Source organism: Kitasatospora sp. NPDC059571, from assembly GCF_042735675.1.
In the GTDB taxonomy this organism is placed as follows: Bacteria; Actinomycetota; Actinomycetes; order Streptomycetales; family Streptomycetaceae; genus Kitasatospora.
In genome coordinates this window covers 1-6,099 of the sequence record NZ_JBHWBW010000477.1, presented here as the reverse complement: position 1 = coordinate 6,099, position 6,099 = coordinate 1, and the positions used below count along the sequence as shown (strand labels likewise).

Here is a 6,099-nt window from a genome sequence, read left to right as displayed (position 1 = left end):
GGCCCGCACCCCTCACAGGGTGCGGGCCGGCCGTCGTCGTCGTCCCTGCGGGCCATCGGCGGGGCGCGCGCCGTACGGCACCGGGCCCGGCGGGGAGCCGGGCCCGGATGCGGCCTGCGTCAGGGCCGGCCGGTGGCCAGCGGGCGCATCAGGCCGCCGTGCACACCGGGGCGGCGCTGGCCGGGCAGCGGGGAGCCGGGCGGGGCCTGGCGGCGCAGCACGGCCGGGCCGGCGCCGGGCGGCGCCTGGTGGGCCTGCACCGGGTGCGGCGGCCCCCCGTGCGGCGAGGCCTCGGCCGGGGGCCCGAGCGGGGCGAGCGAGATCTGCACCCCGCAGTCGGCCAGCGCGTCGAGCTCCCGGGCCGTCGGGTCGTGGGTGGCGGACTGCTCGTCGGTGACCAGGCGGGTGATCGCCTCCGTCGGCACGGTCTGGAACATGGTGTCCGACCCGAGCTTGGTGTGGTCGGCGAGGACGATCACCTCCGCCGCCGACTGGACCAGGGCGCGGTCCACGCTGGCGGACAGCATGTTGGTGGTCGACAGCCCGCGCTCGGCGGTCAGGCCGCTGCCCGACACGAAGGCCTTGGAGACCCGCAGGCCCGCCAGCGACTGCTCGGCACCGCTGCCCACCAGGGCGTAGTTGGAGCCGCGCAGGGTGCCGCCGGTCATCACCACTTCGACGCGGTTGGCGTGCGCCAGCGCCTGGGCCACCAGCAGCGAGTTGGTGACCACGGTGAGGCCGGGCACCCGGGCGAGCCGGCGGGCCAGCTCCTGGGTGGTGGTGCCGGCGCCCACGACCACGGCGTCGCCCTCCTCGACCAGGCCGGCGGCCAGGTCGGCGATGGCGCTCTTCTCGGCCGCGGCGAGGTGGGTCTTCTGCGGGTAGCCGGGCTCCCGGCTGAAGCCCCCGGGCAGCACCGCCCCGCCGTGCCGGCGGTCGAGCAGCCCTTCGGACTCCAGGGCCCGCACGTCCCGACGGACGGTGACTTCGGAGGTCTGGACGACGCGGGCCAGCTCACGGAGCGACACGGCTCCGTTGGCGCGCACCATCTCGAGGATCAACTGGCGACGTTCTGCAGCAAACACGGAACCGACGGTAACCTGAATGACCGTCTGCTTTCAGGCGTTTGCAGCTGGTAGCCGGAAACGCTCACCTGCGAGCGGCGCGCGACCGTACAATTCGCGCCGCCGGTCGCCGGGCCCGCGCTCGGCCGCCCGGGTGAGACGAAGGGGCGGCCGCTGCGGCGGCCGCCCCTCAACTGTCTTCACCCGGTCAGGAGTCCGAGTCCTCGCGCTTGCGGATGTGCAGCTGGCGCGCGGCCTCCGCGGTGGAGCCGGAGAGCGAGGGGTACACGGTGAAGGCGCTGGCCACCTGTTCGACCGTCAAGTTGTTGTCCACGGCGAGCGAGATCGAATGGATGAGCTCGCTCGCGCGGGGTGCGACGACCACGCCGCCGACCACGATGCCGGTGCCGGGGCGGGCGAACAGCTTCACGAAGCCGTCCCGGATGCCCTGCATCTTCGCCCGCGGGTTGCCGCGCAGCGGCAGCTTCACCTCGACGGCGTCCATCTTCCCGCAGGAGACGTCGGCGGCGGTGTAGCCGACGGTGGCGATCTCCGGGTCGGTGAAGACGTTGGAGGCGACCGTCTTGAGGTTGAGCGGCTGCACCGCGTCGCCGAGCGCGTGGTACATGGCGATCCGGCCCTGCATGGCGGCGACCGAGGCGAGCATGAAGACGCCGGTGCAGTCGCCAGCCGCGTACACGCCGGGGGCGGTGGTGCGGGAGACCCGGTCGACCTTGATCTGGCCCCAGTCGTTGAGGTAGACCCCGGCCTCCTCCAGGCCCACGCCGGCGGTGTTCGGGATCGAGCCGACCGCCATCAGGCAGTGGGTGCCCTCGATCACCGTGCCGTCGGAGAGGGTGACCTCGACCTTGTCGCCGACGCGCTTGGCGCTCTCGGCGCGGGAGCGGCTCATCACGTTCATGCCGCGGCGGCGGAAGACGTCCTCCAGCACCTCGGCGGCGTCCGGGTCCTCGCCCGGCAGCACGCGGTCGCGGCTGGAGACCAGGGTGACGTTCGAGCCGAGCGCCTGGTACGCGCCGGCGAACTCGGCACCGGTGACGCCGGAGCCGACCACGATCAGCTCGCGCGGCAGCTCGTCCAGGTCGTAGACCTGCGTCCAGGTGAGGATCCGCTCGCCGTCCGGCTGGGCGTCGGGCAGCTCGCGCGGGTGGACACCGGTGGCGATCAGCACGGCGTCGGCGCGCAGCGACTCGGTGCTGCCGTCCGCGTGCTCGACCAGCACCTCGCGGGAGCCGTCGACCGCCTGCCCGCCGGCGCCGAGCCGGCCCTTGCCGCGCAGCACGGTGACCCCGGCCCGGGTGACGGCCTGGGTGATGTCGTGGGACTGCGCGATCGCCAGGCGCTTCACACGGCGGTTGACCTTGCCGAGGTCCACGCCGACCACCCTGGCCGCCTGCTCCAGCGGCGGGGTGTCGTCGGCGACGATGATGCCGAGCTCCTCGTAGGAGCTGTCGAAGGTGGTCATCACCTCGGCGGTCGCGATCAGGGTCTTGGACGGCACGCAGTCCGTCAGCACCGCCGATCCGCCCAGGCCGTCGCGGTCGACGACGGTCACCTCCGCGCCGAGCTGGGCTGCCACCAGGGCCGCCTCGTATCCGCCGGGTCCGCCACCGATGATCACGATCCGAGTCACGAGCACCATTCTCCCGCATGCCGGAACCAAAGCCACGGCGGGGGCGTTGCCGTCTCCTCACCCCCGCCGGACGCGGCGGTGAACACCGCCCGCACCCGTCCCGGGCAGCGCTCTCCCGTAGGCTGGCGCCCATGTCGCTCTACGCCGCGTACGCCACGAACCTCGACTCCCGGCAGATGAGCCGGCGGGCCCCCCACTCCCCGCTGCGCGGCACGGGCTGGCTGGACGGCTGGCGGCTGACCTTCGGCGGCGAGCAGCTGGGCTGGGAGGGTTCGCTGGCCACCGTGGTGGAGGACGAGAAGGACCAGGTGTTCGTCTCGCTCTACGACGTGGCGCCGATGGACGAGGAGGGCCTGGACCGCTGGGAGGGCGTCCAGCTCGGGATCTACCGCAAGATCCGGCTGCGCGCGCACACCCTCGACGGCGACATCCCGGTCTGGACGTACGTGCTGAACGACTACGAGGGCGGCCTGCCGGCCGCGCGCTACCTCGGCCTGATCGCGGACGCGGCGGAGAGCGCCGGCGCCCCCGACGACTACATCCAGGACCTGCGCCGACGGCCCTGCTGAGGACGGCGGCGGGCGGGCCTCGGAGGATCCTCCGGACGCGGCGGCGGGAAACCGGCGCTTTCCGGTCTTTTCCCCTCATCCTGGTAACGATCCGGCGCGTCTTGGCGGCAATGTCTACGCGCGTAGGCGAATCTTGTCTATCCTCGGTCCCGTGAACGCATCTCCTCAGTCGGTCGTCTCCGCCGACCCCTATGCCGCTGCCCGGGCCGCCGCCGATCGCCTGCGCGAGCTGACCGGTGCCGAGCGCCACGACGTCGCCCTCGTGATGGGCTCCGGCTGGGTGCCGGCCGCCGACGCCCTCGGCGAGACCGTGGCGGAGTTCCCGGTGACCGAACTCCCCGGCTTCCCGGCCCCCGCCGTCGCCGGCCACGCCGGGAAGATCCGCTCGGTGAAGATCGGCGAGAGCCGCGCCCTGATCTTCCTCGGCCGCAACCACTACTACGAGGGCCACGGCGTCGCCACCGTCGTGCACGGCGTGCGCACCGCGGCCGCGGCCGGCTGCCGGACCATCGTCCTCACCAACGGCTGCGGCGGCCTGCGCGAGGGCTGGACGCCCGGTCAGCCGGTGCTGATCAGCGACCACATCAACCTCACCGCGGACTCCCCGATCGTCGGCGCGAACTTCGTCGACCTCACCGACCTGTACTCCAAGCGGCTGCGCGCGCTCTGCCGCGAGATCGACCCGTCCCTCGACGAGGCCGTCTACGTGCAGTTCCGCGGCCCGCACTACGAGACCCCGGCCGAGGTCAACATGGCCCGGGTGATCGGCGGCGAACTGGTCGGCATGTCGACCACCCTGGAGGCCATCGCCGCCCGCGAGGCCGGCGCCGAGGTGCTCGGCATCTCGCTGGTCACCAACCTGGCCGCGGGCATCACCGGCGAGCCGCTCAACCACGAAGAGGTGCTGGAGGCCGGCAAGGCCAGCGCCGAGCGGATGGGCGCCCTGCTCGCGAAGGTCCTTGAGCGGATCTGAGCCCGATCTGACGCAGAATCGGTAGACGGCCGGGCGGGCGGGCACCACCCGCGCGTCCGGCCGTCCCGCCGTCGGCACCCACCTCACTTGGAGCTCGCAGCATGGCGCAGGCACACACCGACGACCTCCTGGGCCGGGCCCGGGCCTGGCTCGCCGAGGACCCCGACCCGCAGACCCGCGAGGAGCTCACCGCGCTGCTCGCCGCCGCCGAGGGCCCCGACGCGGAGTCCGGCGAGCGGATCGCCTGGTCCCGGCTGACCGAACGGTTCTCCGGCCGGCTCCAGTTCGGCACCGCCGGGCTCCGCGGCGAGCTCGGCGCCGGCCCGATGCGGATGAACCGCGCCGTGGTCATCCGCGCCGCCGCCGGCCTCGCCGCCTACGTCCGGGCCAACCCCGGGCTCGGCGACCTCGTAGTGATCGGCTACGACGCCCGCCACAAGTCGTACGACTTCGCCCGGGACACCGCCGCCGTGGTGGTCGGTGCCGGCCTGCGCGCCGCCCTGCTGCCGCGCCCGCTGCCGACCCCGGTGCTGGCCTTCGCGATCCGCCACCTCGGCGCGGCGGCCGGCGTCACCGTCACGGCCAGCCACAACCCGCCGCAGGACAACGGCTACAAGGTCTACCTCGGCGACGGCTCGCAGATCGTCCCGCCGGCCGACGCCGACATCGCCGCCGAGATCGACGCGATCGGCTCGCTCGCCGACGTCCCGCTGGCCGAGGACGGCTGGGAGGTGCTCGGCGACGACGTGCTCCAGGCCTACCTGGACCGCGCGGTCACCGTGCTCGACCCGGGCGGCCCGCGCGACCTCGACGTCGTCTACACCCCGCTGCACGGCGTCGGCCGGGACGTCCTGCTGGCCGCCTTCAAGCAGGCCGGCTTCCCCGCCCCCACCGTGGTGGCCGAACAGGCCGAGCCCGACCCGGACTTCCCGACCGTGGCCTTCCCCAACCCGGAGGAGCCCGGCGCGATGGACCTCGCGTTCCGCACCGCCGGCGCGGTCGGCCCGGACATCGTCATCGCCAACGACCCGGACGCCGACCGCTGCGCGGTGGCCGTGCCGGCCAACGGCGGCTGGCGGATGCTGCGCGGCGACGACGTCGGCGCCCTGCTCGGCGCCACGCTGGTCTCCAAGCGGGCGGCCGGCACCTTCGCCACCACCATCGTCTCCTCCACCCTGCTCGGCCGGATCGCCGAGGCGGCCGGACTCGGGTACACCGAGACCCTCACCGGCTTCAAGTGGATCTCCCGCGCCGACGGCCTGCGCTACGGCTACGAGGAGGCGCTCGGCTACTGCGTCGACCCGGCCGGCGTCCGCGACAAGGACGGCATCACCGCCGCCCTGCTGGTCGCCGAACTCGCGGCCACCCTCAAGGAGTCCGGCCGCACCCTGGCCGACCTGCTGGACGACCTGGCGCTGGAGCACGGGCTGCACGCCACCGACCAGCTCTCCGCCCGGGTCGACGACCTGTCGGTGATCGCCGACGCCATGCAGCGGCTGCGCGAGCGGCCGCCGACCGTCCTCGCCGGCCTCGGGGTCACCGCGGCCGACGACCTGACGGCCGGCTCCGCGGACCTGCCGCCCACCGACGGCCTGCGCTACCGGCTGGCCGGCGAGGGCGTCCGCTCCGCCCGGATCGTCGTACGGCCCTCCGGCACCGAGCCCAAGCTCAAGTGCTACCTGGAGGTGGTGCTGCCGGTCGGCAGCGCCGCCGAGCTGGCCGGCGCCCGGGAGCGCGCCGCGGCCCTGCTCGACGCGGTCAAGCGCGACCTCGCCGCCGCGGCCGGCATCCCCCGCTGAGCCGCCGCCCGCAACCGCGGGCACGCGAAGGGCCCCGCCC

5 protein-coding genes are annotated in these 6,099 nt (G+C 74.2%); 3 read left to right on the top strand and 2 right to left on the bottom strand.

Annotated elements, in window-relative coordinates; genetic code table 11:
• Positions 1–119: 119 nt before the first annotated feature.
• Positions 120–1,049 carry a DeoR/GlpR family DNA-binding transcription regulator gene (locus ACFV0G_RS33330; RefSeq protein ID WP_380556082.1) on the bottom strand — a complete coding sequence of 310 codons (930 nt, stop codon included), beginning with the start codon at positions 1,047–1,049 and terminating at the stop codon, positions 120–122.
• 223 nt (positions 1,050–1,272) lie between these two features.
• On the bottom strand, positions 1,273–2,727 hold the full coding sequence (locus ACFV0G_RS33325) for an NAD(P)H-quinone dehydrogenase (protein WP_380556080.1): 1,455 nt from the start codon (positions 2,725–2,727) through the stop codon (positions 1,273–1,275).
• A 122-nt stretch (positions 2,728–2,849) separates the two neighbouring features.
• Here ACFV0G_RS33325 and ACFV0G_RS33320 point away from each other — a divergent pair, with 122 nt between their 5' ends.
• From ACFV0G_RS33320 to ACFV0G_RS33310, 3 genes are all read left to right on the top strand, one after another.
• Positions 2,850–3,287 carry a gamma-glutamylcyclotransferase gene (locus ACFV0G_RS33320; RefSeq protein WP_380556078.1) on the top strand — a complete coding sequence of 146 codons (438 nt, stop codon included), beginning with the start codon at positions 2,850–2,852 and terminating at the stop codon, positions 3,285–3,287.
• A gap of 151 nt (positions 3,288–3,438) precedes the next feature.
• The gene (locus ACFV0G_RS33315) at positions 3,439–4,260 is read left to right on the top strand and encodes a purine-nucleoside phosphorylase (protein ID WP_380556076.1); all 822 of its coding nucleotides are present in this window, start codon (positions 3,439–3,441) and stop codon (positions 4,258–4,260) included.
• Positions 4,261–4,361: 101 nt separating this feature from the next.
• On the top strand, positions 4,362–6,059 hold the full coding sequence (locus ACFV0G_RS33310; RefSeq protein WP_380556074.1) for a phospho-sugar mutase: 1,698 nt from the start codon (positions 4,362–4,364) through the stop codon (positions 6,057–6,059).
• The last annotated feature ends 40 nt before the right edge of the window (positions 6,060–6,099 follow it).

Coding starts and splice junctions, on each gene's coding strand:
- ACFV0G_RS33330 (WP_380556082.1), bottom strand. CDS start 1,049: ATGGTGCGCGCCAACGGAGCCGTGTCGCTCCGTGAGCTGGCCCGCGTC.
- ACFV0G_RS33325 (WP_380556080.1), bottom strand. CDS start 2,727: ATGGTGCTCGTGACTCGGATCGTGATCATCGGTGGCGGACCCGGCGGA.
- ACFV0G_RS33320 (WP_380556078.1), top strand. CDS start 2,850: ATGTCGCTCTACGCCGCGTACGCCACGAACCTCGACTCCCGGCAGATG.
- ACFV0G_RS33310 (WP_380556074.1), top strand. CDS start 4,362: ATGGCGCAGGCACACACCGACGACCTCCTGGGCCGGGCCCGGGCCTGG.